The sequence below is a fragment of the Melaminivora alkalimesophila genome, assembly GCF_000282995.1.
Taxonomy (GTDB): Bacteria; Pseudomonadota; Gammaproteobacteria; order Burkholderiales; family Burkholderiaceae_C; genus Melaminivora; species Melaminivora alkalimesophila.
Map to the genome: position 1 here is coordinate 1 of NZ_ALEE01000688.1, position 2,114 is coordinate 2,114.

Consider the following 2,114-nt stretch of genomic DNA (forward strand, 5'->3'; position numbering starts at 1 on the left):
CGCGCGGCGGGCGTGCCGCTGGTGCTGGCCAACGGGCGGCTGAACGCCCGCTCGCACGCCGGCGCACGCCGCCTGGCGTGGCTGGCGCGCCCGGCCTACCGGTCTCTGGCGGCTGCCTGGGCACAGGCACCCGAGGATGCGCGGCGGCTGCGCGAGGTCGGGGCGCCGGTGGCCGGGGTGCTGGGCAACCTGAAGTTCGACCTTGCACCCGATCCGCAGCAGCAGGCCCTGGGGCTGGCCTGGCGCCGCGCCTCGCCGCGGCCGGTGGTGCTGCTGGCCAGCAGCCGCGAGGGCGAGGAGGCGCTGTGGCTGCAGGCGCTCGGGGCGCTGGGCGCCGAAGCGCGCACGGTGCAGTGGTTGGTGGTGCCGCGCCACCCGCAGCGTTTCGACCAGGTGGCGCAGCTGTGCCACGCGGCGGGCTGGTCGGTCTCGCGCCGCAGTGCGTGGGCGAACGCGCCGCAGGCGGCAGACATCTGGTTGGGCGACAGCCTGGGCGAGATGGCGCTGTACTACCGGTTGGCGGACGTGGCGCTCCTGGGAGGCAGCTTCGGGCCCCTGGGCGGCCAGAACCTGATCGAGGCGGCGGCCGGTGGCTGCCCGGTCGTGATGGGGCCCCACACCTTCAATTTTGCCGAGGCCGCGGCGCTCGCGCTGCAGGCCGGGGCCGCGGAACGGGTGGCGGACATGGAGCAGGGCGTGCGGCGCGCCATCGCCCTCGCGCTCGATGGGGCGGGGCGCGGGGAGCGGTCCGCCCGCTGCACCGCGTTCGCCCGGGCCCACCGCGGCGCCGCCCGCGCCACCGCGCAGGCGATTGCCCGGCTGCTTCCCGCGCGTTTTTTCCACCGCCCGCCGGCCGCGCCCGGAGAGGACGCCGGCGACTGGCCGCGCGCGGGCTCCTGAACCACAATGCCTGCCATGATGGACAAGCACTACCTCACGCCGCTGTTTGACCCCGCCTCGATCATCGTGCTGGCCGGGCGCAGCGACCACCCGGACGAATTCACCACGCAGGCCCGAGTGCTGCACGAGGCGCTGCGCGCGCAGCGCTACAGCGGCCAGCTCACCTTCCTGGACGTGCACACCAGCGGCACGCTGGCCGACCTGGCACAGACCCGCGCCGACCTGGCGATCATTGCCCTGCCGCCGCAGGAGCTGGCGGCCGGGCTGGAGCTGGCCGGGCGCGTCAACTGCCGCTGCGCGCTGGTGATCTCCAGCGGCGTCGACGCGGCGCTGGCGGCGCGGTTGCGCAAGATCGCGCGGCGCGAGGGCATGCACCTGCTGGGTCCGAACTCGCTGGGCATCCAGCGCCCCTCGCTGGGATTGAACGCGAGCGCCGCCGGGCCGCTGGCGCGAGAGGGGTCGCTGGCGCTGGTCTGCCAGTCGGGGGCGTTGACCACCTCGATCCTCGACTGGGCGCGCAACAACGCCGTGGGTTTTTCCAGCGTCATCTCGCTCGGGCCGCACACCGACCTGGGGCTGGCCGAAGCGCTGGACTTCCTGGCCAACGACCCGCGCACGCAGAGCATCGTGGTCTATATGGAGGGCATCCACAGCGCGCGCCGTTTCATGAGCGCGCTGCGCTCGGCCGCGCATGCCAAGCCGGTGGTGGTGCTCAAGGCCGGGCGCAAGGCGGCCGGCAACGAGGCCGCGCAGACGCACAGCGCCGCCATCGTCGGCAGCGACGACGTGTTCGACGCGGCGCTGCGGCGCGCGGGCGCGGTGCGCGTGCGTTCCTTCGTGGCACTGTTCTCGGCCGCCAAGTGCCTGGCTTCGCGCTACCGCCCAGTGGGCCGGCGCCTGGCGCTGATCACGAACGGCGGCGGCCCGGGCGTGCTGGCAGCCGACTGGGTCAACGAGATCGCTCTGGAGCTGGGCCGACCAGGTGCGGAAACCGTCGAGGCGCTGGCGCCGAAGCTGCCGCCGCTGGCCTCGCTCACGGACCTGATGGACCTGTCGGAAGAGGCCGGGCCGGAGCACTACGGCGCCGCGCTGGACGCCGCCTTTCGCGATCGGCAGATCGACGGCGTCCTCGCCATCTTCTCGCCCAAGGAGGGCATCGATCCGGTGGCCGTGGCGCGTGCCTTGGCGGAGGCCAAGCGGCGGGCCCCCAAGCC

1 protein-coding gene and 1 pseudogene are annotated in these 2,114 nt (G+C 74.4%); both read left to right on the forward strand.

The window, feature by feature from the left end; all coding sequences use genetic code 11:
* The coding region (locus tag A612_RS13370; RefSeq protein WP_019374967.1) for a 3-deoxy-D-manno-octulosonic acid transferase at positions 1–900 on the forward strand (900 nt) is incomplete at its 5' end.
* 15 nt (positions 901–915) lie between these two features.
* A pseudogene (locus A612_RS13375) lies at positions 916–2,114 on the forward strand (bifunctional acetate--CoA ligase family protein/GNAT family N-acetyltransferase); the annotation flags it as partial.